Origin of the sequence: Tessaracoccus lacteus, from assembly GCF_029917005.1 — a bacterium.
Taxonomy (GTDB): domain Bacteria; phylum Actinomycetota; class Actinomycetes; order Propionibacteriales; family Propionibacteriaceae; genus Arachnia; species Arachnia lactea.
Map to the genome: position 1 here is coordinate 1543407 of NZ_CP123967.1, position 26602 is coordinate 1570008.

Sequence of the window (26602 nt, forward strand, 5' to 3'; positions counted from 1 at the left end):
CCTGAGGGTGGCGGGTGCAGCGGCAAGCCTACTGGTCGCCGCCAGCCGCGATCAGCCGAGAGTCTCCGGGTCGACCGTGACGCTGAGCAGGCCGCGTTCCTTGCGGGCGGAGCGGATGGCGGCGGCGTTCTTGAGGCGACGCACGAGGTCGCGAGCCCCGTCGAGCGGCGCCCTGAGCAGCGCGGCCCACTGCTCGTCGTCGACCTCAGTGGGGCCGAGCACCTGGACGCCCGCCCAGTCGTCGTTGTCGAGGAACTCGTCGAGCGCCTCCTTGTCCCCGACGATGCGGGCGAGCTTCACGGCCGGCACGAGGCCGGCGTCGGCCCGGTCATCGAGCTCGCGCGAGATGTAGCCCTGCAGGTCCGCCCGCATCAACGCCTGCACCGCCGGATGCGTGGACTCCCCGACGATCAGCACCGACCCCCCATCGCGGGGTGCCCTCGCCAGCGCGGCCGCCGCGCTCCACCGGCGCACGGCCTCCTCGCCGGCGCGAAGGTCCGCGCGGGCGAGCGTGACGTCCGCGTCGAGGATCAGCACACCGGCGTAGCCGGATGGCGACCTCGGCTCCGCGCCGGGAGTCGCGACGACGATCGCCGGCTCATCGGGGATCTCGTCGCGGATCCGATCCGCAGAGCTGTTGACAGCGAGCACGCCGGGGAACGCCCGGGCGAGCTCCTCCGCGGTGCGGGCGGCGCCGGGCAGCGGGGTCTCCAGCTGCGAGGTGTGGCAGTGCGGGCAGTTCCACCTGGCCGGCCGGAAGCCGCACAGGGCGCACTCGGGCTGATCCCGTCGGCGGGCACGCATCGGGCCCGAGCACTTCGGACAGCGGGCGAGGTTGCGGCAGCGGGCGCAGCGCAGCGTGGCCGAGTGTCCGACGCGGGGCACCTGCACGAGCACGGGGCCGACGGACAGGTGGTCGCGCAGGAACCGGAACGCAACCGACGGGATGCGCAGCCGGGCGGCGGCCGGGTCCCGTTGGCGGTCCCTGTCGTTGACGGCCCGCACCGGGGCCGAGACCTCACGGGCCGGGCCCGGGGGCAGTGTGAGGTCCCCGAGCCAGCCGCGACGCAGCAGCGCCTGGGCATCCGTGCTGCGTCCGTGCCCCGCGAGCAGCAGGGCGGCCGAGTCCCGGGCGGCCCGCAGGATGGCGACGGAGCGGGGATGCGGGTGTGGGGTCCGAGGCTCGGCGTGTGCGTCGTTGCCGTCGTCGACGACGACGATCAGGCCAAGATCCGTCAGCGGGGCAAACATCGCCGCCCTGGTGCCGATCATGATCCTCGCCTCGCCGCGCAGCGCGGCCAGGTAGTTACGGTAGCGGGCGGACTGCCCCGCGTCGGCTGACAGGGTACCGACGCATCCGTGACCGAAGACCTCCACCAGGCGTGCGGTGGCCGAGGTGAGGTCCCGGACGGTGGGGACCACGATCAGCGCGGACCGGCCGGAGTGGAGCGTCGCGGCGACGGCCTCGACAATCCCGCCGACGAGGTCCCCGGGGCCGCCGTGCACCGCGGCCACCTGCCACAGGGCGCGGGGGGAGCGCCCCTCCCGGACGGCCTCGAGGAACGATCCGCCCGCCGGGTAGGAGGGCAGCACCGTCGGCGCGGGCGCCTCGAGAGGCTGGGGCCAGACGCGCTGGGCGGCCTTCTCCGTGCTGGCGTGGCGCGGCGGCACCGCAAGCCGGGACACGTCGGCGAAGGTGCCGGCGTAGTGGTCCGCGACCGCCCGGATGAGGCCGTACACGGCGGGGGTCATGACGGGTTCGCTCGAGATCACCTTGCCGAGCGGCGCGAGCGTCTCGACGTCGGACTCCTCGGCGAGCTCGACGATCCAGCCGCGCTGCTGCTGGCCGCTGAAGCGGACCTGGACCCGCGCACCGACGACCGCGTCGTCCGCGAGCTTGTCCGGAATCTCGTAGTCGAAGAGCCGGTCAAGGTGTGACAGCGGCACGTCGACCGCCACGCGCGCGATGCGGCGCGGCGCGCCCCGGTGGGCGCCCATCAGCGCAGGCTGCCCACCGGTCACGCACTTACCCCTTGACGGCGGCCGCCAGCGCGGCGGCGCGGTCGGTCCGCTCCCAGGTAGCGTTGGGCAGGTTGCGGCCGAAGTGGCCGTAGACCGTCACGTCGCTGTAGATGGGGCGTAGCAGGTCGAGGTCGGAGATGATGGCACCGGGCCGCAGATCGAACGTTGCGAGCACGGCGTCGCGGATCTGTGACTCGGGGACGGCGGAGGTGCCGAACGTATCGAGGTAGAAGCCGACCGGGTGGGCCTTGCCGATTGCGTAGGCGACCTGCACCTCGCAGCGGCGGGCCAGCCCTGCCGCGACGACGTTCTTGGCCACCCAGCGCATCGCGTAGGCGGCGGAGCGGTCGACCTTCGACGGATCCTTGCCGGAGAAGGCGCCGCCGCCGTGGCGGGCCATGCCGCCGTACGTGTCGACGATGATCTTGCGGCCGGTGACACCGGCGTCGCCCATGGGCCCGCCGATGACGAACTTGCCCGTCGGGTTGACCAGCACGCGGCCGGGGGTCCCGAGCCCGTAGCCCTCGAGCACCGGGCCGATGACCTCTCGGCGCAGATCGGCCGCAATGCGCGACTGGGTGGCGTCCTGGTGGTGCTGGCTGCTGACCACGACGGTGTCGATGCCCTCGACTGCCCCCTCGGCGTCGTACGCAACGGTGACCTGGGTCTTGCCGTCGGGCCGCAGGTAGTCGAGCGTGCCGTTCTTCCGCACCGCGGTGAGCTGCTCGGCCAGTCGGTGGGCGACGTCGATCGGCAGCGGCATCAGGGACGGGGTCTCGTCGCAGGCGTAGCCGAACATCAGGCCCTGATCGCCGGCGCCCTGCAGGCTCGCGACGTCACCGTCGACCTCGACACGGTGCTCGTAGGCCTCGTTGACGCCCTGGGCGATGTCGGGAGACTGGTTGCCGATCGCGACGCTCACCCCGCAGGAGGAGCCGTCGAATCCCTTGGCGGACGAGTCGTAGCCGATGTCGAGGATCCGCTGGCGGGCCAGCGAGGCGACGTCGACGTAGCCGGACGTCGAGACCTCGCCGGCGACGACCACGAGGCCGGTGGTGATGAGCGTCTCGACGGCGACGCGTGCGTTCGGGTCCTGCCGGAGCAGGCCGTCGAGCACGGCGTCGGAGATCGAGTCCGCGATCTTGTCGGGATGACCCTCGGTCACCGACTCGGACGTGAAAAGACGGCTCATGACAGAGCACTCCTAGCGCGGCGACAAGCCGCATCGACAATGGGGTGCGATGGCGGCGACAAGCCGCCCCCCGGGGGTTGGCCGGATGGACTTCAGGCCTGGGTGGTGTCGGTCTCCCCGCCGGTGGCGAAGGGATCGACGAAGGTGAAGGCCGGGTCGACGTCGGTCGTCGCGACCTCTTCGTTCGGGTCGATCTCGGTGTACTTCAGGAGGCCCTCCTCCATTTCGCGCAGAGCGATCGAGAGGGGCTTCTCCTCGGGGGCGGCGGGGACCATGGGGCCGACGTTCTCGAGCAGGCCCTCGCCGAGCTGCGAGTAGTACGCGTTGATCTGCCGTGCACGCTTCGCGGCGAAGAGCACGAGGCGGTACTTGGAGTCGATGTTCTCCAGCAGACCGTCGATCGGCGGGTTGGTGATGCCTTCAGGCTGAGTGTTCAAGGTGATCCTTCGAAGATGGGTGATTGATCACAGGCCCATCAAGCTTACCAGAGCGTCCACAGTTTCATCGAGGCGCTCGTTGACGATGACGTGGTCGGCCTCGGCCATGTCCTGCAACTCGACCCTGGCCGTGGCGAGCCTGCGGGCCTGCGTGGCCTCGTCCTCCGTGCCACGCCCCTTGAGCCGGTTGACGAGCTCGTCCCAGGACGGTGGCGCGAGGAAGATCAGCCGGGCCTCCGGCAGGTTCTCCTTGACCTGACGCGCGCCCTGCAGGTCGATCTCCAGGACGACCTGCTGCCCCCTCGCCAGGGCATCGAGGACGGGACCGCGCGGGGTTCCGTAGGAGTTGGTCCCGTGCACGACGGCCCATTCGAGCAGCTCGCCCTCCGCAGCCAGCTGCGCGAACCTGTCAGGGGTGACGAAGTAGTACGACTCGCCGTCCACCTCGCCGACGCGTGGTGGTCTGGTGGTCATGGAGATCGAGTAGTACGCCTGCGGGTAGCGCTCCTTGAGCCGGGAGCACACGGTGCCCTTGCCCACCGCGCTCGGACCGGAGATCACCCACACCTGAGAATCCGTCACAGCCACGAGGATATCGTCAGGTGAACAGCTCCGTGAGTCGGTCGACCTGATGGCGCCCGAGTCCGCGGATGCGGCGGTTGGGGGCAATCTGGAGGTTCTCCATGATCTCGGTGGCGCGCGTGACGCCGACCCGGGGCAGTGCGCGCAGCAGATCGATCACCTTGATGCGCGAGAGCGTGTCGTCGTCGACGGCCTTGTTCAGCGCCTCGGTGAAGCTGATGGTGCCGTTCTTGACCTGCTCCTTCAGCTCAGCGCGGGCGCGCCGGGCCTCGGTGGCCGCACTGCGCGCGGCCTCCAGCTGCTCCGTGCTCAACTGAGGAATTGCCATGTGTCCAACCCCGTTCCCGGCCGTCGTCACCGACGGCGATGTGTTTACCGAACAGGTGCAATCTAGCGCGCAGGTGAGCCATACCGAAGCACGGCGGAACACTGAATCGCGCAGTCAAACCCCTAGTAGGGAAGATTCTCAGCCCAGAACGGCAACCTGGGCGAGCAGCCGCCCGGCCCGGGCCGTCAGCTCACCGGCGCCGTGTCCGATGACCTCGCGGCTGGCCGTGGGCAGCACATGCCCGAGCGCCTGCCCGAAGATGGATGCCAGCGACTCCACCGTGCCGCCCTGCGCGCCGATGCCTGGCACGAGCAGGGAGCCGTTGAAGGCGTCGAGGCGGCAACCGGAGTCGGCGTGAGTCGCGCCGACGACCAGCCCGATGGCGTTGTCGCGGGTCTCGTTCAGACTAGCCGCGGCGTCGACGACGTGCTGTGCGACGGTACCCTCCGCGGTATCGGCCAGCTGGATGGTGGCGCCGTCGGGGTTGGAGGTGCGGGCGAGCACGTAGAGGCCCTGTCCACCGGCCACGGCGGCGTCGATGGCGGGGCTGAGCGACCCGACGCCGAGGTAGGGGCTGAGCGTGATCGCGTCGGCCCACAGTGGCGCGCCCTCGCCGAGGAAGGCCGAGGCGTAGCCGGCCATCGAGGAGCCGATGTCTCCGCGCTTCACGTCGAGGATGCTGAGCGCGCCTGCCTCGCGGATGTCGACGAGCACGCGCTCGAGCACCGCGATGCCCGCGGAGCCGTGTGCCTCGAAGAACGCGGACTGCGGCTTGAACACCGCGACGGTGCCTCCAAGACGCTCTACTATGCCGCGTGCACAGGCCTCGAGGCCCGCCACGTCGTTGTCGAGGCCCCAGGCGTTCAGGACCGAGGCCATGGGGTCGATGCCGACGCACAGCCGACCGCGATCGGTCGTGGCGGCCGCCAGGCGTTGGGCGTAGGTGCTCATCGGGTGCTCCCCAGCTCCTGGATCCCGCGGATCAGCGCGGGGCCCTCGTAGATGAATCCGGTGTACAGCTGCAGCAGCTGGGCTCCCGCGTCGAACATACGGGCCCCGTCCGCGGGGCTCATGATGCCGCCGACCCCCATCACGGGCAGGTCGACCGTGGTGGCGAGGTGCTCGACGAAGGCCAGGGCCTTCGCGGTGAGCGGGCGCCCGCTGAGGCCGCCCTCCTCCTGCGCCAGCCGGGCGTCGGCGGGCGAGAGCCCGTCGCGGGTCAGTGTCGTGTTGGTCGCGATCACCCCGGCGACGCCGGAGTGCGCGACGGCCGCGAGCGTCTCGGTGAGGTCGTCGCCGACGAGGTCCGGGGCGAGCTTCACGAAGATCGGCACCGGCCGTTCCGACAGCTCCGCTGCCTCGGCGGTCAGCGCGCCGAGGAGCCCTGCGAGCTCTCGGGCCTCCTGCAGGCTGCGCAGGCCCGGGGTGTTGGGACTCGACACATTGACGGCGATGTAGTCGGCGTAGGGGGCGAGCAGCCGCATGGAGAACAGGTAGTCGTCAGTGGCCTCCGCCAGCGGGGTGACCTTCGACTTGCCGATCGAGACCCCGAGCGGGATTCCGAGAGCCTGGTTGCCGCGCGCCACCTTCCGGCGCCCGAGGACCTCGGCCAGCTGCGTCGCGCCACGGTTGTTGAAGCCCATACGGTTGACGATGCCCTGGCTGGCGACGGCCCGGAACACCCGGGGTCGGGGGTTGCCCGGCTGGGCCTTGGCAGACACCGTCCCGAGCTCGGCGAAGCCGAACCCGAAGTGCGCCCAGGTGTGGGCGGCGATGCCGTCCTTGTCCATGCCGGCCGCCAGGCCGACGCGGTTCGGGAATCTGATGCCCGCGACCGTCACCGGATCCGCGACCCTTCCCCGGCCGCCGCCGGGGAGCTTCGACAGGACCTTGATGGTCAGCTCGTGGACCTTCTCCGGGTCTCCCCCGGCGTAGCGGAAGAGTCCGGCACGAGCGAGGTGGTAGGCCGAGCGAAGGGCGTTGGTCGCGGCGGAGGTCACAGCTCGGCCCCCAGCGCGGCCCACTCCTGTAGGGAGCGCACGTCGATGGCGCCCCTCTGGAGCGCCTCGATCCCCTGCGTCGCCGCGCCCAGGCCAGGGACCGTGGTCACGAGCGGCACGTCGGCGAGCACGGCCGCGGTGCGGATCTGGTAGCCGTCCTCGCGGGTGCTGGCGCCGGAGTCGCCGGTGCCCTCGGGGGTGTTGAAGATCAGGTCGATGTCGCCCGAGGTGATCCGCTCGATGATGCTCGGCTGCGTGGCGCCCTCAGCCATCTCCGACAGCTTCAACACCTCCTCGGCCTGCACGCCGTTGCGGCGGAGGACCGACGCGGTGCCGCTGGTGGCCAGCACCGTGAACCCGAGGTCGACCAGCCGCTTGATCGGCCAGATGGCGTGACGCTTGTCGCGGTCGGCGATCGAGACGAAGATCTTGCCGGAGGTGGGCAGCGGGCCACCGCCGGCGGCCTGCGACTTGGCGTAGGCAGTGCCGAAGTTGTCCGACAGACCCATCACCTCGCCCGTGGAGCGCATCTCGGGGCCGAGAAGTGTGTCGACGAAGGCGCCGGAGGCGGTGCGGAACCGGTTGAACGGCATCACGGCCTCCTTGACCGCGACGGGGGCCCCGGCCAGCGGGATCGAGCCGTCGCCGGCGGCGCGCAGCATCCCCTCGGCCCGCAGCTCGGCGATGCTTGTGCCGAGCATGAGGCGGGCCGCGGCCTTCGCGAGCGATGTGTTGGTCGCCTTGGACACGAACGGCACGGTGCGCGACGCACGCGGGTTGGCCTCAAGCACGTAGAGCGTGTCGGCGTGCAGGGCGAACTGGATGTTCAGCAGGCCGCGGACTCCGACGCCGTCGGCGATCTCCCGCGTGTAGTGCCGGATCTGGTCGATGACGGCATCACCGAGCGTGATAGGCGGCAGCGAGCAGGCCGAGTCACCGGAGTGGATGCCAGCCTCCTCGATGTGTTCCATCACGCCGCCGATGTACAGGTCAGTGCCGTCGTACAGCGCGTCGACGTCGATCTCCACCGCGTCGTCCAGGAATCGGTCCACGAGTACCGGGCGCTCCTCGCTGACCTCGGTCGCGTTCGCGATGTAGGTCTCAAGCGCCTCGTCGTTGTAGACGATCTGCATGCCGCGGCCGCCGAGCACGTAGCTTGGGCGCACGAGCACCGGGTAGCCGATCTCCTGCGCGATGGCCTTGGCCTCGGGAGCCGAGGCCGCCATGCCGTGCTTCGGCGCGGGCAGGTCGGCGCGGGCGAGCACGCGGCCGAAGGCGCCGCGCTCCTCGGCGAGGTTGATCGCCTCCGGCGAGGTGCCGACGATCGGCACTCCGGCGTCCTTGAGCGTCTGTGCCAGCTTGAGGGGGGTCTGGCCGCCCAGCTGGCAGATGACGCCCGCGACGGGGCCGGCCTTCAGTTCGGCGTGGTAGACCTCGAGGACGTCCTCGGCGGTCAGCGGCTCGAAGTACAGGCGGTCGGAGGTGTCGTAGTCCGTCGAGACGGTCTCCGGGTTGCAGTTGACCATGACGGTCTCGTAGCCGGCCTCCCGCAGGGCCATGGTGGCGTGCACGCATGAGTAGTCGAACTCGATGCCCTGCCCGATGCGGTTGGGGCCGGAGCCGAGGATGATGACGGCCTCCCTGGTGCGGGTCGGCACCTCGGATTCCTCGTCGTAGGTCGAGTAGAAGTACGGCGTGGTGGCGGCGAACTCGCCGGCGCAGGTGTCGACGGACTTGTAGACCGGCCGGATTCCGAGCGCCCAGCGGACGCCGCGCACGACGTCGGTGCTCAGGTCGCGCAGGGCGGCGATCTGCGAGTCCGCCAGCCCGTGCCGCTTGGCGGTGCGCAGCAGCTCCGGGGTGAGCTCGTCAGCCTGCTTGACCTCGAGCGCGACGTCCATCAGCAGGGCCAGCTGGTCGAGGAACCAGGGGTCGATCTTTGTCGTCTCGAACAGCTGCTCGACGCTCGCGCCGGCCCTCATGGCCTTCATGACGTCCTGGATGCGGCCGTCGTGCGGACGTGAGGCACTGTCGAGGATCTCCTCGAGAGGGGGCAGCGGCCGGTTGAACTCGAAGGGCGCCTTGGGGTCCTCCAGGGAGCGCAGCGCCTTTCCGAGGGCCTCGGTGAAGTTGCGGCCGATGCCCATCGCCTCGCCGACGGACTTCATGTGCGTCGTCAGGTAGGGGTCGGCGGCGGGGAACTTCTCGAAGGCGAAGCGCGGGATCTTGACGATGACATAGTCGAGGCTCGGCTCGAAGCTGGCCGGGGTGACGCGGGTGATGTCGTTGGGAATCTCGTCGAGCGTGTAGCCGACGGCAACCTTGGCCGCGATCTTCGCGATCGGGAAGCCGGTGGCCTTGGAAGCCAGCGCCGAGCTGCGGGACACACGCGGGTTCATCTCGATGACGATCATGCGGCCGTCGGCCGGGTTGATCGCGAACTGGATGTTGCAGCCGCCGGTGTCGACGCCGACCGCGCGGATCACGCCGATGCCGACGTCGCGCATGCGCTGGTACTCGCGGTCCGTCAGCGTCATCGCCGGGGCGACGGTGATGGAGTCGCCCGTGTGGACGCCCATCGGGTCGAAGTTCTCGATGGAGCAGATGATGACGACGTTGTCCTTCGTGTCGCGCATCACCTCCAGCTCGTACTCCTTCCAGCCGAGGATCGACTCCTCGATCAGGACCTCGGTCACGGGCGAGGCGGCGAGCCCGGCGCCGGCGATGTTGCGCAGCTCAGCCTCGTTGTGGGCGAAGCCGGAGCCGACGCCGCCCATCGTGAAGGACGGGCGCACGACCACGGGGTAGCCGAGCTCCTCGGCGGCGGCGATGACCTCGTCCATCGTGTGGCAGATGCCCGACTTCGCAACCTCGGGCGCGCCGCCCGGGATGTCGGTCATGGACAAGCAGATCTTCTTGAACTCCTCGCGGTCCTCGCCGCGCTGGATCGCGTCGATCGAGGCGCCGATGAGCTCGACTCCGTACTTCGCCAGGACGCCGTTCTCGTGCAGCGCCACCGCGGTGTTGAGCGCGGTCTGGCCGCCGAGGGTGGCCAGGACCGCGTCGGGGCGCTCCTTGGCGATGACCCGCTCGACGAACTCCGGCGTGATGGGCTCGACGTAGGTGGCGTCGGCGAAGTCGGGGTCCGTCATGATCGTCGCCGGATTGGAGTTCACCAGGATGACGCGGAAGCCCTCCTCCCGCAGCACGCGGCAGGCCTGGGTGCCTGAGTAGTCAAACTCGCAGGCCTGGCCGATGACGATCGGGCCCGAGCCGATGACGAGGATCGAGGAGATGTCCGTGCGGCGGGGCATTCAGGCGTCCTTTCCGGCCGACATGACGTCGACGAAGCGGTCAAAGAGGTAGTTCGCGTCGTGGGGGCCGGCCGCCGCCTCTGGGTGGTACTGCACGGAGAAGCCGACCAGCCGGCCGTCGCGGTGCAGCTCGAGGCCCTCGACGACGTCGTCGTTGAGGCACATATGGCTCACGGCGGCCTCGCCGAACTCGGTGGTCGTGGCGCGGTCGGTGGGCGCGTCGACGGCGAAGCCGTGGTTGTGCGCGGTGACCTCGACCTTGCCGGTGGTCCGGTCCATCACCGGCTGGTTGATGCCGCGGTGGCCGAACTTCAGCTTGTACGTGCCGAACCCGAGCGCCCGGCCGAAGAGCTGGTTGCCGAAGCAGATGCCGAAGTAGGGGATGTCGGCTTGCAGGACCTCGCGCAGCAGCGTGACGGGGCCGTCGGCGGTGGCGGGGTCGCCGGGGCCGTTGGAGAAGAAGACGCCGTCCGGTGCGATCGCGCGGATCTCCTCGATCGTGGTCGAGGCGGGCAGCACATGGACCTCGATGCCGCGGGCCGCGAGCTGGGCGGGCGTCATGGATTTGATGCCGAGGTCGACCGCGGCGACCGTGAACCTCTTCTCGCCCACGGCCGGCACGACGTAGGGCTCGGCGGTGGTCACGTCGCCGACGAGGTCGGCCCCGGCCATCTGCGGCTGGGCGAGGACCTTGTCGAGCAGTGCCGTCGGGTCGGTCGTGGTGGTGGAGATGCCGACGCGCAGCGCTCCCCCGTCGCGGACGTGGCGGGTCAGCGCGCGGGTGTCGACGCCGCTGATGCCGACGACCCCCTGGCGGTCGAGTTCCGCGTCGAGGCTGCGACGCGAGCGCCAGTTCGAGGGGCGAGGGGCTGGATCCCGGACGATGTAGCCCGCGACCCAGATGCGGGCTGACTCGTCGTCCTCGTCGTTCCAGCCCGTGTTGCCGATGTGCGGGGCCGTGGCGAGCACGACCTGCCGGTGGTAGCTGGGGTCGGTGAGGGTCTCCTGGTAACCGGACATGCCGGTGGAGAAGACCAGCTCGCCGAACGTCTCGCCGGCGGCGCCGAAGGAGTGGCCACGAAACACGCGCCCATCCTCCAGAACCAACAGTGCAGGAATGGGAGTCATGCGTGACCTCTCGTTCAGTTCGTCGTGGGCTTCTCAGCCAGCGCCTTGGACAATAGTCCGTTCAGGAACGCCGGTGATTCGTCGGTGGAAAGGTCGCCCGCCAGTCGGACAGCTTCCGCGATCACAGCCTGGGGTGGGGTGTCGGTGTAGTCCATCTCGAAGACGGCGATGCGGGCCAGGTTGCGGTCGACGGCCGGCATCCGCTCGATGGGCCACGCATCGGTGGTCGCGTGCATGATGCGCGTGTCGATGTCGTGACCATGTTCGACGACGCCGAGGATGATGCTGCGCGTCAGCTCACGGGTCGGGTTGCCGGTCAGCGTTCGCTGCTCGGCGAATGTCTCGCTCAGGTCGGCGTCGCGCTGCTCCGCCATGAACAGGATGTCCAGGGCTGCTTTGCGCGCCTTCGTCTGGGCGCCGTAGTGGGGGGCGACCTCTGCCATGGTCAGTTGGAGACCCGGCCCTGGTAGGACGCGTCGCGGGTGTCGACCTTGATCTTCTCGCCCGTCGTGATGAACAGCGGGACCTGGATGATCTTGCCGGTCTCCAGCGTTGCGGGCTTGGTGCCGCCGGTGGAGCGGTCGCCCTGCAGGCCGGGCTCGGTGTACGTGACCTCGAGCTCGACCGAGGCCGGGAGCTCGATGAACAGCGGGTTGCCCTCGTGCGTGGCGACGATCGCGTTCTGGTTCTCGAGCATGTAGTCCTTGGCGTCGCCAACGGTCTCGCCGGGGATGGTGAACTGCTCGTAGGAGGTGTTGTCCATGAAGACGTAGTCCTCGCCGTCGAGGTACAGGTACTGCATCTCGCGGCGGTCGACGGTGGCGGTGTCGACCTTGGTGTCGGAGTTGAACGTCTTGTCAATGATCTTGCCGGTCAGCACGTGCTTGAGCTTCGTGCGGACGACGGTGTTGCCCTTGCCGGGCTTGTGGTGCTGGAACCAGAGAACCTGCCACAGCTGGCCGTCGAGGTCGAGAACCATTCCGTTCTTCAGATCATTGGTGGATGCCATGGGCTTCTCCTCGTTGTTTCTGCGTGCGACCGTCCCCGGCCAACGGACCATCATAGTCATGGATCGGCCCCGCACCTAACGCGCCGCGAAAGCCGTCGCTGGGGTGTGAACCGCGCTGCGAACCACACCGCCGAGCTTCCTCGGGTCGCCGAGCACTTCGACAAGCTCAGCACCAGCCCGTCGAGGTGCCTCGAGCGAAGCGAGAGGAAGTCCCTTCGCTCCGCTCAGGGCCCTTCGACAAGCTCAGGGAACCGGGTCACCGGGCCTCCTCGGGTCACCGGGCCTCCTCGGGTCACCGGGCCTCCTCGGGTCGCCGAGCACTTCGACAAGCTCAGCACCAGCCCGTCGAGGTGCCTCGAGCGAAGCGAGAGGAAGTCCCTTCGCTCCGCTCAGGGCCCTTCGACAAGCTCAGGGAACCGGGACAGGCTCAGGGCCCTTCGACGCTGATACTTGTTAGGTCCTCGTCTCGGCGGGGTGTGGCTCTCCCTTCGACTGACTTCGTGTCTTGGGTTTGATCTGTCCACTCCGCCCGGGGCGGGGACACATTCTCGGAGTCCTGCCCGGGGACCCGTGGCATGTCTTGATAGGAGCCTGGGGCTTGATTGGCAAGCCGCCGTCAGCGTCCTGACTGCCTGGTCCCCGAGCAGGTGTCACCCCCCTTGAAAGGCGACACCTCACATGATGCCAACCCATCCATCCACAGTGGTAGCGGGAGTCGATACCCATCTCGCCACCCACCACGTCGCGGTCCTCGACCACACCACCGGGGCACTCCTCGGCGACCTGGAGATCGAGACCAGTCTCACCGGGTACCGCCAGCTGCTGGACTTCGTCACTTCGTTCGGGACGGTCGCACTGGTCGGGGTCGAGGGAACCTCGTCGTATGGGGCGGGCCTGTCCCGGTTCCTGACCCGGGCCGGGATCGCAGTGCGTGAGGTGATCCGCCCGAAACGCGCCGCCCGCAGACTCCATGGCAAGACCGACCCGTTGGACGCGATCCTGGCCGCCCGCACCCTCCTGACCGGCGAGACCCTCCCCCTGCCGAAACCCGGCACCGGCAATGTTGAAGCGATCCGGGTCCTCCTGACGGCGCGGGAGTCCGCGGTCAAGGCCCGCACCCAGGCCATCGTCCAACTCAAAAGCCTGCTCGTGACCGCCCCGGACCAGGTCCGCGACACCTACCGCCGACTCACTGGGAAGGCCCTCCACGCGAAGCTGGCCGCCTGCCGACCCCACGGCCCCGTCGACCAGTCCTCCACCATGACCGCGCTGCGGTCCCTGGCGCGACGGATCCGTGACCTCGACGACGAGATCAACCTCCTCAACCCCCAGCTGCAGACCCTGGTCGCCCAGACAGCACCCGGCGTCCTCGATCTCGTCGGGGTCGGGGTGATCTCCGCCGCCCAACTGCTGGTCACCGTCGGCGACGACCCGACCCGGATCCACTCGAAGGCAGCGTTCGCGAAACTCTGCGGCGTCGCCCCGATCCCCGCCTCCTCCGGCAAAACCCACCGGATGCGCCTCAACCGCGGCGGAGACCGACGCGCGAACCGGGCCCTACACACCATCGCCCTGGCCAGAGCCCGCATCGATCCTGACACGATCGCCTACCTCGCGAAGAAACAAGCAGAAGGCAAAACCCGCCGCGAAGCGACCCGCTGCCTCAAGCGCTACATCTCCCACCTGATCATCACCGCGATCTGGACCCCACCCGTGGTCCCACCCATCAACGACCTCAGACCCCTCCGCCACGCCAAAGGCCTCACCACCACCCAAGCCGGCCACGCACTCGGCGTCTGGCCAGCCCGCATCTCCGGCATCGAACGCGGAACACTGCGCAACGACACCCTCACCACCCGCTACAGAGAATGGCTCACAACCGCTTGACACCACATAGGAGCATCAAGCTCAGGGAACCGGGACAGGCTCAGGGCCCTTCGACAAGCTCAGGGAACCGGGACAGGCTCAGGGCCCTTCGACAAGCTCAGGGAACCGGGACAGGCTCAGGGCCCTTCGACAAGCTCAGGGAACCGGGACAGGCTCAGGGAACCGGGACAGGCTCAGGGAACCGGGACAGGCTCAGGGAACCGGGACAGGCTCAGGGAACCGGGACAGGCTCAGGGAACCCGCACGTCAGCGGGTGCCGTCGAGGGCGAGGATGCCGACGACTTCCTCGCGGGTCAGGTCGGCGTACGTCCGGCCGTTGTCGTCTTTCGCGCGGCGCCCGAAGTAGCCCTTCGCGGCGTCGTGCTTCATGGGGCCGATCGTCCGGACCGTGACGCGGCCCTCGCGACGCGCCCTCCCCCACGACGACAGCGGGGCGGTGGGCCAGCGGCCGGGGAATGCGACGGGACCCAGGAGACGCGTGGTGTCGCGGGAGCCGCGGAGATCCCAGACGTGTTCCATGCGGTCGAGGCCGGGATCGTCGCTGAAGATGCCTCCGACCGAGATCAGCGAGACGGGGACGCCCAGACCCGAGAGGAACCAGCCGGCCCCCAGTGCCATCTGCGCTCCGCCAGAGAAGCCGACGAGGTAGACAGGGTCACCTGAGCCGGGGACGTAGCCGTGTCGCTGGAGCGATCGCCACAGTTCCTGCGCCAGGCCGATGCTCTGAGTGGGGCCGTAGCGCGGGTCGGATGAGACGAGCACCTGGGCGATGTTGCGGATGTTGATGATGAAGTGGATCGGGTTGCTGCGCCACTGTCGGCGCGCGTTGTCCAGGAACTTCCACAGGTGCATGGTCGCCCGCTGCAGCAGGCCGCGGTTGTCCACCGAGTAGGGGAAGACGTCGGCGACGACGCAGACGTCCCGGAGGTCGTCATCGAGCGAGTCGAGCCAGGCGATCTCACGGCCGGACAACTCATCCCCGCCGAGCACCCCGACGCCGGAGAGGTAGACGACGAAGCGGTGCGAACGGTGCTCCTCCTCGACCTCGCTCGCGACGACTTCGAAGGTGCCGCGCACCTCCTTCTCCCCCTTGTCGGCCCACCACCGGAGCGACTCGAGCGGCGACAGGAGGACGAAGAGGAACAGGATGACTACGACGCTTCCGATCAGCCAGGAGATCACCGTTCCACCTCCTTCCGGAGGCCTGAGACCGGAATCAGCGGCGTGCCGGAGAGGATGTCACGCGAGGTGACCATCGTCGGGCGTCCGGTCGCGAGCGTCCACAGATGCGAGGACACCCAGCTGAACGGACGTTGCCCCACCCGGGAGATGACCTGAATGACCAGCCACCCGGCCAGGGTGAAACCGAAGGCCCACGTGATGCTCACGCCGAAGGCGTGGGACACGCCGACGAGTACGAGGAGGTAGCTCCACGCCTCGAATACGCGGCCGAACGCGAGCCCGAAGTGCGGCATGGCAGTGACGAAGTTGAACACCAGCGGCGCGGTGGAGAGGAGCGCGACCACGACGAGCGGGACCAGGGGCACGGGTCTCCCGAGCACCAGAGACGCGACGCTCCAGGTGATGGACATCTCCACGACCTTAAGTACCGCCAGCACCGCCGTCGACAGCAGCAGCGCCGCAAGGAGGCGCAAGCCTCGCACACGGTTGAGCGACAGCACCGCGACGTGCCCCAGCATGGTGGAGCCGGCGGCAAGGATCGCGATCCCGAGGGCGGCGACGAGCAGGGCGTAGGGACGGTCGTCGACCATCGAGAAGAGGGCAGGATCGAGGCGCAGGGCGCGGCCCATGACCCGCAGCATCTCGATCATGAGGCCACTTTAGGGCTAAGGACACGCCCTGCGACCATCGGACCTCACTGGATGCCGAACGCGATCAGTTCGTCGAAGGCGGCCAGCAGGGCGAGGTCACCCTCGCGCGAGGAGATGGCCGGCCGGCTCCAGACGAGCCGGTCCAGGTCCGCTGCCTCCCCCGAGATCACGGCGCGCGGCTCCGCACCGTCGTCCGCCCGGCGGCCTGCGACCTGGTCGGCGAAGTCCCTGCCCCAGAGTCGGCCGCTCCAGCGGTAGAGCTCGACCAGCCGGGACCCGCCTCCGCGCGGGCGCAGTTCGATGACCCCGAGCGGATGCTGTTCAACGTCGCCGGGGACCCAGTTCCACATCACGTCCAGCACGTGGTCGATGCCCGCGACGGCGACCTCGATGGGGATGTCCGAGACGGGCAGACCCGCGGTCAGCTCGGCGTCCACCCGGTGGATGGTGGCCTCGTGCGTCTGCATCCGACGGGTGAACCCGATGGTCTGGTCCGCCTCGAACCAGCTCCAGGCGCTATCGCGGTCGTCGCCGCTGCTGAGCACCGTGCCGAGCTCGTCCGTGGCCCGCTGCAGCAGGTCGAGTGCCTCGGCGCGCCCGGTGGGGCGCAGCGGCTTGGCCTTCTCGATGTCCTCGATCTGCTCGTCCGTGGTGGCGCCCGACGCGATGACGGCGCTCCAGAACAGGTGCACCTCGGTCAGGTGCCACAGGAGCTCGTCGGCGTCCCAGCCCGGGCAGGTCGGCACCGGCGTGGCCCCGTCGACGTTCTGGAGCGCCTCGGCGAACCTCGCCGTCTCACGCCGCATCACTTGGACCGGATCGAAACTCATGCGTGAGACTCTAGCCACCCGGCGGGGTCCGACTGCCGAGACGCGATTGACATTCTTCGTCGCATGAAGGCTCGCGGAGGTGTTCGAGCCATGCCTTGAAACGCGGGCGTGGAACGTCCTTCCACCATGTCCACGGCCGTCGCCAGCAGCAGTGGGCAGCGCTCGAACCGGGGCGAGTGGTTCGGCCACCGATCAGCCGACGAGCTCCTCGTACGCTGAACGCAGAACCGCCTCGTCCGGCGCGTCGATGATGCGCGGGTGCCCCTGGGCGGTGATGCCGACCAGCCTCAGCGTGGTGCCGCGCGCCTTCTTGTCGAGGCTCATGATCGGCCGCAGTTCGTCGTAGCTGGCGGGGTAGCTGAGCGGCAGCCCGAGTCCGCCGAGCAGGTCGTCGTGCAGTGCCACCAGCGCGGGGTCGAGGCCGAGCAGGTCCCTGCTGACGCGCGCGATCCACGCCATGCCGACGCTGATCGCCTGCCCGTGGCGCCACGTGAAGCGCGCGTGTTTCTCGACGGCGTGTCCCAGCGTGTGCCCGTAGTTCAGCGCCTCGCGTCCGACGCGGTCGCCGTGCGAGGTCGCCTCGCGGAGGTCGGCAGCGACCACGCGGGCCTTGACGGCGACCGCGCGGGTGACGAGGTCCGCGAACCGCGGCCCGGTGACGTCGCGGCAGTCGGCGAGGTCCTCCTGCGCCAGCCGCAGGATCTCGGGGTCCGCGATGAAGCCGCACTTGATGACCTCCGCGAGCCCAGAGGCGACTTCCACGTCGGCCAGGGTCCTGCAGAAGTCCAGGTCGCACAGCACTGCGCGGGGCTCGTAGAAGGCGCCGACGAGGTTCTTCCCCGCGGCCAGGTTGATGCCGGTCTTGCCTCCGACCGCCGCGTCGACCATGCCGAGCACGGTCGTCGGGACGCTGACGTAGGCGACTCCGCGCAGCCAGCTGGCCGCGACGAAGCCCGCGAGGTCGGTGGTCGCTCCCCCGCCGACGCCGACGACAAGGTCGTTGCGGGTGAACCCGGCGTCCGCCAGAGCGTCCCAACAGTCGGCGAGCACCGCGGGGGTCTTCGCGGCTTCGGCGTCCGGGACGCCGATCAGGGTCACCTCGCGGTCGATCAGCCCGGCGACGCGCTCCGCTAGCGACGGCAGCGAGGCCGGGTGGATCACGGCGACGCGTGAGGCGTCCCCGAGCAGATCCGGCAGGCGCCGAACCGCCCCCGGCTCGATGTGCACGTCGTAGGGACCCAACGCGGAGGCGACGTGGATGCTCACTCGGCGTCCTCGGCCGGCAGCCGCTCAGCGACGAGCTGGTCGGCGACCTCGGAGGAGCCGCGCCCGTCCGTCTCGACGACCTGCGTCGCCAGCTGCTCGTAGACGGGGGTCCGCTCGCGGAGCAGCTCGATGAGCCGACCGCGGACGTTGCCCAGCAGCAGCGGGCGGACGGTGTTCATGCCGACCCGGCGGCTGGCCTGGCCGATGGAGACCTTGAGCCATATGATCTCGTGGCCGTCGAGGGCCTCCCGGATGGCGGGGTTCATGACGGCGCCGCCGCCGAGCGAGATGACCTCGTGGCTGCCGAGCAGCTCGATGGTCGCCTCCTCCTCGAGGCGGCGGAAGTGCTCCTCGCCCTCGTCGGCGAAGATCTCGGCGACGGGCTTGCCGATGACCTCCTCGATGCGGGCGTCGACGTCCACGAAGGAGCGGCCGAGCTTGCGGGCCAGCCGCTTGCCGACGGTGGACTTGCCGGCGCCCGGCGCGCCGATCAGCACGATGGCCATCAGGCGATCTCCAGTCCACGGGCCGCGACGTCGGCCAGGTAGGCCTCGGCGTTGCGGCGGGTCTCGGCGACGGAGTCTCCCCCGAACTTCTCGAGCACCACCTCGGCGAGCACGAGCGCGACCATGGCCTCGGCCACCACGCCGGCGGCGGGGACGGCGCACACGTCGGAGCGCTGGTGGTGGGCGGCGGCGGGCTCGCCGGTCGCCGTGTCGATCGTCCGCAGGGCCCGCGGGACCGTGGCGATCGGCTTCATCGCCGCACGGACGCGCAGCACCTCGCCGGTCGACATGCCGCCCTCCGTGCCGCCCGAGCGATGCGAGGCGCGGCGGATGCCGCCCTCGGTCGGGAGGATCTCGTCGTGCGCGAGGGAGCCGCGGGTGCGGGCGAGCTCAAAGCCGTCGCCGAGCTCGACGCCCTTGATGGCCTGGATGCCCATCAGCGCGCCGGCAAGCTTCGCGTCGAGGCGGCGGTCGCCCTGCGAGTGCGAGCCGAGGCCCGGCGGAAGACCCCAGGCCAGCACCTCGACGACGCCGCCGAGCGTGTCGCCGTCGCGGTGGCAGGCCTCGACCTCCTCCAGCATCAGCGCGGAGGCGTCCTTGTCGAAGCACCGCAGCTCGTCGGCGTCGATCGCGGGCAGGTCCTCGATGGTCGGCAGGTCCTCGCGGGTCGCCTTGACGTGCCCGAGCTCGACGACGTGGCTGAGCACGGTGACGCCCAGCGCCTGCTGCAGGAAGGCCTGCGCCAGCGTGCCGAGCGCGACACGCGCGGCGGTCTCACGGGCGGACGCCCGCTCGAGGATGGGGCGGGCCTCGTCGAAGTCGTACTTCTGCATGCCGGCCAGGTCGGCATGCCCGGGGCGGGGTCTGGTCAGCGGGGCGTTGCGGGCCAGGTTCGCCAGCGTCTCCTCGTCGACGGCGCCCGGCGCCATCACCTGCTCCCACTTCGGCCACTCGGTGTTGCCGACCTGGATGGCGACGGGCGAGCCGAGCGTCTCGCCGTGTCGGAAGCCCGCAAGCAGCGTGATCTCGTCGACCTCGAACTTCATCCGCGCCCCGCGGCCCGCGCCCAGCCTGCGTCGGCGCAGGTTCTCGGCGATCTCTTTCTCGCCCACCTCGATGTGGGCCGGCAGGCCCTCGATGGTCGCGATCAGGGCCTGGCCGTGGGACTCCCCGGCCGTCAGGTAACGGAGCATGCGCCCCATTGTGTCAGAGAGCCGCCCTGCGGCTGAGTTCGCGACCGGCAGCTGAGCGGCACAGCTCGTAGCTGACTTCGGACCCCGTGAGCAGGAAGAACTGGTCGACGGCCTGCCCGGCGAGCAGGTCGAGCCCGTTCAGCCCGGGGATCCCCCGCAGCTGAGCCGCCTGCCCCAGCGGGGTTGGCCACGGGTCGTAGACCACGTCGAAGACCGCGCCGGCCGCGGCGGCCAGCCCCTCGGCGTGGGGGGCGGTGGCGGCGGCCGGGATGGTGTTGGCGACGAGGTCGACCTGCTCGATGCCGTCCCCCAGCAGCTGGACGCCGACCGCGAGCCCCAGGTCGCGGCCGAGCGCCGCCGCCGTCGTTGCCCGCGCCGGGTCGCGGACCACGAGCGTGACGTCGTGCGCGCCGAGCCCGGCGACGGCGAGCATGATCGACCGTGCGGTGGCGCCGTTGCCCACGATCGCGACGCTGGAGGGGGCGGCGAGCCTGTGGGCCCGCCAGGCGCGCACGAACCCGGGGACATCGGTGTTGTAGATCCGGGCGGCGCCGCCGTCGAACACGAGCGTGTTGCCGGCGCCCAGCAGCCGGGTGGGTTCGTCGGGCTCGCCGAAGGCGAGGATGGCCTCCTTGTGGGGGGCCGTGACGCTCAGCCCGGCCCACGCCGGGTCGGCGCACCGCTCGCGCACGAAGCCCTCCAGGTCTGCGGGCGCCACGGTGAACGCCTCGTAGTCCCAGTCGAGGCCGACCGCCGCGTATCCTGCGCGGTGGATCGCCGGGGACAGGGAGTGCGCCGCCGGGTTTCCGACGACGCCCGCGTGCCTCAGCAGAGCCCCTTGTCCGCGTTGGCCTGGCACCACTGCTGGAACTCGGCCACATTGGCGTTGTGCTCGTCGAGCGTGTCGGCGAACTTCGTCTCGCCCGTCTCGAGGTTGACGGTCACGAAGTACTTGTAGTCGACGTCGGCCGGATGCAGGGCGGCCTCGAGCGCGGTTTCGCCCGGGTTGCTGATCGGACCGGGCGGCAACCCCTTGTGCACGTAGGTGTTGTACGGCGAGTCCGACTTCCGGTCCTCCGCGGTGGTGGTGACCGTGCCCGACTTGCCGACCGCGTAGTGCACGGTCGAGTCCATCTGCAGCGGCATGTCGGCGTCGAGGCGGTTGTAGATGACGGCGGCGACGTTCGCCTGGTCCTCGACGTTACTGACCTCGCTGGCGATGATGGACGCGACGGTGACGACCTCGTCGGGGCTGTAGCCGAGATCCTCCGCGCGGCCCTCCAGCGACAGCTTCTCGGCGATCTTGTTGAACTGGGTGATCTGCGACGCGAAGATCGACAGCGGCTTGACGGGCTCGGCCACCTCGTAGGTCGACGGGAAGAGGTAGCCCTCCAGGTCACCGTCGGCGAACTCCGGCAGCGACGCGAGTTTGTCGGTCTGCTTCGCGGCCTTCTGGACAGTCTCGAGGTCGACGTCAAGCTTCGAGGAGATGATCTCAAACTGCTCCGCGTCGGTCGTCCCCTCGGGGAAGGTCACCTTCAGCCGGACCAGGTTGTCCGAGTCGAGCAGCATCGCGAACGCGGTCTCCGCCGGGAGCTCCTTCTTCAGCTCGTAGCGACCCGCCTGCAGCTTGTCGGCCTGGCCGGAGTCCTGCGCCGCCTGGCGGAAGGCCTTGGTGGAGCGGACGACGCCGTCCTCGGTCAGGATGTCACCGATCTGAGTGATGGAGGCACCCTTGGGGATCAGCACCTCGACGGGGTCGGTGCCCTCGCCGATGTAGTCGTCCGTGGTTCGCCAGGCGATGTACGCGTCGTGCGCCTTCGAGTAGACGAACCAGCCGCCGCCGACGAGCACCGTCAGCGACAGAAGGACCGCGAACACGCTGCGCGCCCAGTAGCCGACGGTTCGCCAGTTCAGGCTCTTGTCGTCGTTCCGGAATGCTGGGCTCACGTTTCCTCCCTCGGTGCGGGTCTCCCGACAGGCGCCCCGGTCCGCCCCTCGGCGTCCAGCGCTCGTTGCAGAATGTCGACAGCGGCCGCCTGATCGATGACACTGCGCTGCTGCTTCGCCTTACGACCCGCGCTCCCCATGCTGCGCGACGCCGTGACAGTGCTCATTCTCTCATCCACGAGCCGGACCTCCACATCCGCCACGGCGGTGGCGAGCGAAGCGGCCTTCTCCAGCACGAACTGCGCGGCGAAACCGTACTCCCCCGACAGCGTGAGCGGCAGGCCGACGTAGATCACTCCCGGCTCGTACTCGGCGACGATCTCCAGAAGCCGACGCTGCTCGTCGGCGCCGGCCGGCACGGTCGTCACCGGGTACGCGAAGTCCGTGCCGGCCCCGGAGGCGGCGACGCCGATACGTGCCTTGCCCCAGTCGATGCCGAGCCGAGCGCGGTCAGCCACGCTGGGCGATGGCCTCACGCACCGCGTCGAGGGCGCGCTGCGCGCCGGACGCGTCGGTGCCGCCGCCCTGCGCGAGGTCGTCCTTGCCGCCGCCCTTGCCGCCGAGCTCCGCGCAGGCGCGGGAGATCAGCCGGCCGGCCCCGAGGCCGAGGCCGCGGGCCGCCTCGTTCGTCGCGACGATGGCGGTGGGCTTCGCGTCCCCGCCGACCAGGGCGACGACGGCCGCCTCCGAGCCGAGGCGCTCGCGCAGGTCGATGGCGAGGGTACGGAGGTCTCCGCCGGAGACGCCGGGCACCGCGACGCCGAGGTAGCGCACCCCGCCCGCGTCCACGGCCTTGGACACCATGGCCTGAGCGCCGGCGAGCAGCTTCTCCGCGTTGAGGGCCGCGATCTGCTTCTCGGCATCCTTCAGCTGCGCGATCAGCTTCTCGACGCGGCCGACGACCTGGTCGGGCTGGACCCGCAGCGTGTCGGTCAGGGTGTTCACCAGCGCTCGCTCCGCGGCGAACTTCGCGAAGGCGTCGGTCGAGACCAGCGCCTCGACGCGGCGCACGCCCGAGCCGATGGAGGACTCGCTGAGCAGGTTGAGGACGCCGATCTCGGCGGTCGCGGCGACGTGCGTGCCGCCGCACAGCTCGCGGGACCAGGGACCGCCCAGCTCGACCATGCGCACGATCGGCGGGTACTTCTCGCCGAACATGGCCATGGCTCCGAGAGCCTTGGCTTGCGCCAGGGGCATCTCGGTGGCGGTGACGGCGTAGTTCGAGGTGATCGCCTCGTTGGAGACGGCTTCGACCTCCTGCTTCAGCTGCTCGGAGAGCCCCTTGGTCGACGAGAAGTCGAAGCGCATGTAGCCGGGCTTGTTGTAGGAGCCGGCCTGCGTGGCGGTGGAGCCGACCAGCTGGCGCAGCGCGGCGTGCACGATGTGGGTCGCGGTGTGGGCCTGGCAGGAGCCGTGGCGCGCGGCGGCGTCGACCCGGGCGTCGACCCCGGCGCCGAGCGGCAGCTCGCCGAGGACCTCGACGCGGTGCACGACCATGCCGGGGACGGGGCGCTGCACGTCGATGACGTTGAGGGAGAAACCGTCGCCGGTGATGATGCCGCGGTCGGCATCCTGGCCGCCGGACTCCGCGTAGAACGGGGTCTCCTCCAGCACGATCTCCACGGTGGACCCGTCGGTGGCGCGGTCGACCACGGCGCCGTCGGCGATGATGCCGCGGATCTTCGTGGTCACGTCGAGGTCGGTGTAGCCGAGGAACGGTGTCTCGCCGGCCTCGCGGAGCTCGCGGTAGGCCTCGTGCGAGCTGAGCCCGCCCTTCTTGGCCTTGGCGTCGGCGCGGGCGCGGTCCTTCTGCTCCTTCATGAGCGAGTCGAACTTCGCGCGGTCGACGCTCAGGCCGGCCTCGGAGGCCATCTCCATCGTGAGGTCGATCGGGAAGCCGAACGTGTCGTGCAGCTGGAAGGCCTTGTCGCCGGGCAGCGCGGTGGACCTGGCGGCCTTCGCCTCCGTGACGGCGGTGTCGAACATCACGGTCCCGGAGGCCAGCGTGCGGCGGAAGGTCTCCTCCTCCGCCTCGGCCGACTGCGAGACGCGCTCCCAGGCCTGGTCGATGTCCGGGTAGGACACGCGCATCAGGTCGCGCGAGACGGGCAGCAGCTCGCCGAGCACCGGGTCCTGCACGCCGAGCAGGCGCATGGCTCGGATGACGCGGCGCAGCAGGCGACGTAGCACGTAGCCGCGTGCCTCGTTGCCGGGGGCGACGCCGTCGGTCATCAGCATCAGGCCGGAGCGGACGTGGTCCGCGACGACCCGGAAACGGATGTCGTCGGCCGGGTCGGCGCCGTAACGGCGGCCGGACAGCTCGGATGCCTTGTCGATGACGGGGCGGATCTCGTCGATCTCGTACATGTTCGCGACGCCCTGCTTGAGCAGCGCGACGCGCTCGAGGCCCGAGCCGGTGTCGATGTTCTTCGCGGGCAGGGGGCGCAGCACGTCGAAGTCGTCCTTGGCGCGGACGGCGGAGAGCTCCTCGGACTGGAACACCAGGTTCCAGATCTCGAGGAAGCGGTCCTCGTCGGCCTCGGGGCCGCCGTCGGCGCCGAACTCCGGGCCGCGGTCGATGTAGATCTCCGAGCAGGGGCCGCCGGGGCCGGGGATGCCCATGTGCCAGTAGTTGTCCTTGAGCCCACGCTCCTGGATCCGCTCCCGGGGGATGCCGGCCTGCTGCCACAGGTCGATGGTCTCGTTGTCGCCGTGCAGCGCCGTGACCCAGACGCGGTCGGCGTCGAAGCCCCACCCGCCTGCCGACTCGGCGCCGGTGACCAGATCGAAAGCGTAGTTGATGGCGCCTTCCTTGAAGTAGTCGCCGAAGGAGAAGTTGCCGAGCATCTGGAAGAACGTGCCGTGGCGGGTGGTCTTGCCGACCTCGTCAATGTCGAGGGTCCGCACACACTTCTGTACGGAGACGGCCCGCTTGTACGGCGAGGGCTCGTCGCCCAGGAAGTACGGCTTGAACGGCACCATGCCGGCGTTGACGAACAGCAGAGTCGGATCGTTGTACAGCAGCGAGGCGCTGGGCACGACGGTGTGGTCGAACTTCGCGAAGAAGTCGAGGTAGCGGCTCCGGATCTCGGAGGTCTTCATGTGGTGTGGTCCTTAGCGGAGGTTCAGTCGTTGGTGGTGGTGGGGATGTTCAGCTCGCGGCGCAGCTCGGCCTCACGGTCGGCCATGGCGACGCGGAACGTCGCGACGAAGTCGCCGAACCCGGAGGCGGCCCGGTGGCCCTGCTGCTCGACCTGCTCCGCGATGCCGCGGGGCGTGATCCGGCGGTACAGCTCCCTGCCCTTGAACACCACGGCCACGGCGATCCCGGCGCCGACGAGGATCCAGAAGAGGCGGCGCATCACTTGCCCTTCTTGCCCTTGAACGCCTGGCGGACGCCGTAGGTGAAGGCCGCGGTCTTGACCAGCGGCCCGCCGAGGGTGGCGGCGAACAGCGTGGACAGCTGGGCCGCGTTCTCGGTGACGACGGTCGCGTGTCCCGAGACGCGGCTCGCGTCCTCGGTCACCACACTCAGCTTGGCGATCTCGTCGTTCGTGGCGACGACGGTGCCCTTGAGCTCCTGGAGGATCGGGACGCTGTTGTTGCCGACGTCGCGCACGGCCAGGCGCAGCTCGTCCAGCACGCGCCCGAGCTTCAGCAGCGGCACGGCGGCGAGCGCAACGAGCACGCAGGCGGCGATAGCCGCGATCAGTCCAGCGATTTCCCCTACGGTCATGGCGGCTACTGTAGCCGAACGGTCAGGGCCGCAGCAGGTGGCGTAGGGCCGCGACCCGCTCCGCGATCACGGCCTCCTGGCCGTTGTCCGTCGGGCGGTAGTACGACGCCTCCGCGAGGTCGTCCGGGAGATAGGTCTGCGCGACGACCCCGTGCGGGTAGTCGTGGGGGTAAAGGTAACCCTGCCCGTGCCCTAGCGCCTTCGCCCCCGCGTAGTGCGCGTCGCGCAGGTGCGGCGGGACCAGCCCGCCCCTGCCCGCCCGCACGTCGGCGATCGCCTCGTCGAGAGCCAGGTAGGCCGCGTTGGACTTCGGGGCGGTGGCGGCGGCCACGGTCGCGTGCGCGAGCGTGATGCGCGCCTCCGGCATGCCGAGCAGCTGCACCGCCTGTGCGGCGGCCACGCAGGTCTGCAGCACCCCGCTGGCCGCCATGCCGATGTCCTCGGAGGCCGAGATCATCAGGCGCCTGGCGATGAACCGCGGATCCTCGCCCGCCTCCAGCATCCGCGCCAGGTAGTGCAGGGCAGCGTCGACGTCCGAGCCGCGGATGGACTTGATGAAGGCGCTGATGATGTCGTAGTGCTGGTCGCCGTCGCGGTCGTAGCGGACCGCCGCCCTGTCCGCGGAGGACTCGACGGCGGCCTGAGAGATCTGCGTGGCGCCCAACGCATCGGCCGCGGCCGCCGACTCCTCCAGATAGGTCAGCGCCCGGCGCGCGTCGCCGCCGGCCAGCCGGATGATCAGGGCGCGGGCGTCGTCGTCGAGCGTCAGCTGTTCCCCGTCGGCGGTGCGGACGCCCCGCTCGTCGGTCAGCGCGCGTTCCAGCAGGCCGCCGAGGTCGTCGTCGGTGAGCGGCTGCAGCCGCAGCAGGAGGGAACGCGACAGGAGTGGTGAGATGACCGAGAACGAGGGGTTCTCCGTGGTGGCCGCGATGAGCGTGACAAGCCGGTTCTCGACGGCGGGCAGCAGCACGTCCTGCTGGGCCTTGGAGAACCGGTGCACCTCGTCCACGAACAGGACCGTCGCCCTGCCCCTGGCCAGCTCGGCGCGGGCCATCTCCAGCTCCGCTCGCACCTCCTTCACCCCGGCGGTCACCGCGGAGAGCTCCACGAACCGGCGCTTCGTGGCGCGGGAGACCACCGAGGCGATCGTCGTCTTGCCCACCCCGGGCGGCCCCCAGAGGAACACCGACATCGGGGCGCCCTCGGCGAGTCTGCGGAGCGGCGATCCCGGAGCCAGCAGCTGACGCTGCCCCACGATCTCGTCGAGCGTGCGCGGCCTCAGCCGAACGGCGAGCGGGGCCTGAGGGTTGGTGGCGTCGCTCAGCGACCCGCCACGCTGCGGCGGCGTGGGGTCGGGGTTGCCGAAGAGGTCGGTGGACACTCCCCCACC

25 protein-coding genes are annotated in these 26602 nt (G+C 70.0%); 1 reads left to right on the forward strand and 24 read right to left on the reverse strand.

Annotation, left to right across the window (positions count from 1 at the left end):
• Nucleotides 1–51: 51 nt before the first annotated feature.
• From QH948_RS07130 to efp, 11 genes are all read right to left on the reverse strand, one after another.
• A complete protein-coding gene (locus QH948_RS07130; RefSeq protein ID WP_281143782.1) occupies nt 52–2022 on the reverse strand; it encodes a primosomal protein N' family DNA-binding protein in 1971 nt (656 codons plus the stop codon).
• A 4-nt stretch (nt 2023–2026) separates the two neighbouring features.
• Nucleotides 2027–3214, reverse strand: coding sequence for a methionine adenosyltransferase (gene metK / locus QH948_RS07135; protein ID WP_281143783.1), 1188 nt, complete (start codon nt 3212–3214; stop codon nt 2027–2029).
• A gap of 92 nt (nt 3215–3306) precedes the next feature.
• Nucleotides 3307–3651: a DNA-directed RNA polymerase subunit omega gene (gene rpoZ, locus QH948_RS07140; protein WP_281143784.1), complete on the reverse strand. Its 345-nt coding sequence runs from the start codon at nt 3649–3651 to the stop codon at nt 3307–3309.
• 27 nt (nt 3652–3678) lie between these two features.
• Nucleotides 3679–4233, reverse strand: a complete 555-nt coding sequence (gmk, locus tag QH948_RS07145; RefSeq protein ID WP_281143785.1) for a guanylate kinase — start codon at nt 4231–4233, stop codon at nt 3679–3681.
• Between the two features lie 16 nt (nt 4234–4249).
• A complete protein-coding gene (gene mihF, locus QH948_RS07150) occupies nt 4250–4561 on the reverse strand; it encodes an integration host factor, actinobacterial type (RefSeq protein WP_281143786.1) in 312 nt (103 codons plus the stop codon).
• Between the two features lie 138 nt (nt 4562–4699).
• Nucleotides 4700–5512, reverse strand: coding sequence for an orotidine-5'-phosphate decarboxylase (pyrF, locus tag QH948_RS07155; RefSeq protein ID WP_281143787.1), 813 nt, complete (start codon nt 5510–5512; stop codon nt 4700–4702).
• Complete coding sequence (locus tag QH948_RS07160; RefSeq protein WP_281143788.1) at nt 5509–6561, reverse strand: quinone-dependent dihydroorotate dehydrogenase; 1053 nt, start codon at nt 6559–6561, stop codon at nt 5509–5511. The genes pyrF and QH948_RS07160 overlap by 4 nt, the downstream gene beginning before the upstream one ends.
• Nucleotides 6558–9875, reverse strand: coding sequence for a carbamoyl-phosphate synthase large subunit (gene carB / locus QH948_RS07165; RefSeq protein WP_281143789.1), 3318 nt, complete (start codon nt 9873–9875; stop codon nt 6558–6560). The genes QH948_RS07160 and carB overlap by 4 nt, the downstream gene beginning before the upstream one ends.
• Nucleotides 9876–11003, reverse strand: a complete 1128-nt coding sequence (carA, locus tag QH948_RS07170; protein ID WP_281143790.1) for a glutamine-hydrolyzing carbamoyl-phosphate synthase small subunit — start codon at nt 11001–11003, stop codon at nt 9876–9878. It lies immediately after the preceding gene.
• A gap of 14 nt (nt 11004–11017) precedes the next feature.
• On the reverse strand, nt 11018–11446 hold the full coding sequence (gene nusB, locus QH948_RS07175; RefSeq protein WP_281143791.1) for a transcription antitermination factor NusB: 429 nt from the start codon (nt 11444–11446) through the stop codon (nt 11018–11020).
• A gap of 2 nt (nt 11447–11448) precedes the next feature.
• Nucleotides 11449–12012 (reverse strand): elongation factor P, encoded by a 564-nt coding sequence (efp, locus tag QH948_RS07180; RefSeq protein ID WP_281143792.1) that lies wholly within the window; start codon nt 12010–12012, stop codon nt 11449–11451.
• A 678-nt stretch (nt 12013–12690) separates the two neighbouring features.
• Between efp and QH948_RS07185 the strand changes: the two genes are divergently transcribed.
• Entirely contained in the window at nt 12691–13899 is a 1209-nt protein-coding gene (locus tag QH948_RS07185) for an IS110 family RNA-guided transposase (RefSeq protein WP_281143793.1), read from the forward strand.
• A gap of 246 nt (nt 13900–14145) precedes the next feature.
• Here QH948_RS07185 and QH948_RS07190 read toward each other — a convergent pair whose 3' ends face one another.
• From QH948_RS07190 to QH948_RS07250, 13 genes are all read right to left on the reverse strand, one after another.
• Complete coding sequence (locus tag QH948_RS07190) at nt 14146–15081, reverse strand: hypothetical protein (protein ID WP_281143794.1); 936 nt, start codon at nt 15079–15081, stop codon at nt 14146–14148.
• Nucleotides 15078–15731 (reverse strand): hypothetical protein, encoded by a 654-nt coding sequence (locus QH948_RS07195; protein ID WP_281143795.1) that lies wholly within the window; start codon nt 15729–15731, stop codon nt 15078–15080. The genes QH948_RS07190 and QH948_RS07195 overlap by 4 nt, the downstream gene beginning before the upstream one ends.
• Before the next feature lie 44 nt (nt 15732–15775).
• Nucleotides 15776–16561: a maleylpyruvate isomerase family mycothiol-dependent enzyme gene (locus tag QH948_RS07200; protein ID WP_281143796.1), complete on the reverse strand. Its 786-nt coding sequence runs from the start codon at nt 16559–16561 to the stop codon at nt 15776–15778.
• A 192-nt stretch (nt 16562–16753) separates the two neighbouring features.
• A complete protein-coding gene (gene aroB / locus QH948_RS07205) occupies nt 16754–17827 on the reverse strand; it encodes a 3-dehydroquinate synthase (protein WP_281143797.1) in 1074 nt (357 codons plus the stop codon).
• Nucleotides 17824–18333, reverse strand: a complete 510-nt coding sequence (locus QH948_RS07210; protein ID WP_281143798.1) for a shikimate kinase — start codon at nt 18331–18333, stop codon at nt 17824–17826. Before QH948_RS07210 ends, aroB begins: the two co-directional genes overlap by 4 nt.
• Nucleotides 18333–19526 carry a chorismate synthase gene (aroC, locus tag QH948_RS07215; protein WP_281143799.1) on the reverse strand — a complete coding sequence of 398 codons (1194 nt, stop codon included), beginning with the start codon at nt 19524–19526 and terminating at the stop codon, nt 18333–18335. Before aroC ends, QH948_RS07210 begins: the two co-directional genes overlap by 1 nt.
• Nucleotides 19527–19539: 13 nt before the next feature.
• Nucleotides 19540–20385 (reverse strand): shikimate dehydrogenase family protein, encoded by an 846-nt coding sequence (locus QH948_RS07220; protein ID WP_281143800.1) that lies wholly within the window; start codon nt 20383–20385, stop codon nt 19540–19542.
• Nucleotides 20352–21476: an endolytic transglycosylase MltG gene (mltG, locus tag QH948_RS07225; RefSeq protein ID WP_281143801.1), complete on the reverse strand. Its 1125-nt coding sequence runs from the start codon at nt 21474–21476 to the stop codon at nt 20352–20354. Before mltG ends, QH948_RS07220 begins: the two co-directional genes overlap by 34 nt.
• Entirely contained in the window at nt 21473–21934 is a 462-nt protein-coding gene (ruvX, locus tag QH948_RS07230; RefSeq protein WP_281143802.1) for a Holliday junction resolvase RuvX, read from the reverse strand. Before ruvX ends, mltG begins: the two co-directional genes overlap by 4 nt.
• Nucleotides 21927–24578, reverse strand: a complete 2652-nt coding sequence (gene alaS, locus QH948_RS07235) for an alanine--tRNA ligase (protein WP_281143803.1) — start codon at nt 24576–24578, stop codon at nt 21927–21929. The genes ruvX and alaS overlap by 8 nt, the downstream gene beginning before the upstream one ends.
• A 23-nt stretch (nt 24579–24601) precedes the next feature.
• The gene (locus QH948_RS07240) at nt 24602–24838 is read right to left on the reverse strand and encodes a hypothetical protein (protein ID WP_281143804.1); all 237 of its coding nucleotides are present in this window, start codon (nt 24836–24838) and stop codon (nt 24602–24604) included.
• On the reverse strand, nt 24838–25212 hold the full coding sequence (locus QH948_RS07245; RefSeq protein WP_219084067.1) for a DUF948 domain-containing protein: 375 nt from the start codon (nt 25210–25212) through the stop codon (nt 24838–24840). The genes QH948_RS07240 and QH948_RS07245 overlap by 1 nt, the downstream gene beginning before the upstream one ends.
• A gap of 22 nt (nt 25213–25234) precedes the next feature.
• Nucleotides 25235–26593 (reverse strand): replication-associated recombination protein A, encoded by a 1359-nt coding sequence (locus QH948_RS07250; RefSeq protein WP_281143805.1) that lies wholly within the window; start codon nt 26591–26593, stop codon nt 25235–25237.
• Nucleotides 26594–26602 lie beyond the last annotated feature (9 nt).